This window comes from Streptomyces sp. NRRL WC-3549 (assembly GCF_000721935.1).
Taxonomy (GTDB): Bacteria; Actinomycetota; Actinomycetes; order Streptomycetales; family Streptomycetaceae; genus Streptomyces.
Map to the genome: position 1 here is coordinate 55,798 of NZ_KL585399.1, position 317 is coordinate 56,114.

The 317-nt window shown below is 70.3% G+C and carries 1 pseudogene; it reads left to right on the top strand.

Annotated features, from left to right (window positions below):
- Nucleotides 1-317, top strand: a pseudogene (locus tag IH13_RS0115125) (CbxX/CfqX); the annotation flags it as partial.

Sequence of the window (317 nt, forward strand, 5' to 3'; positions counted from 1 at the left end):
ACTGGCTGGACGGCCGCCATGTACCGGAGCTGGACCGGGCGCTGGCCGGGCTGCCGCCGGTGGACACGGACCCGCAGGTGCGCTTCCTGCACGCCTGCCGCGCCTATCTGGTCAAGGACTGGGAACAGCTCGTCCGCACCACCGCCCCCCTGACGGACGACCCGCTGCTGGGTATCGAGGCGGGACTGTTCGGCGGCATGGCCCGGGTACGGCTGGAGATGTACGGCCAGGCCGAACCCCTGCTGTCCGCGGCCCTGATGCGCTGCCGCAGCGAACAGCCGCAGCGCAAGGAGCTGCGCCTGTCTCTTATACACATC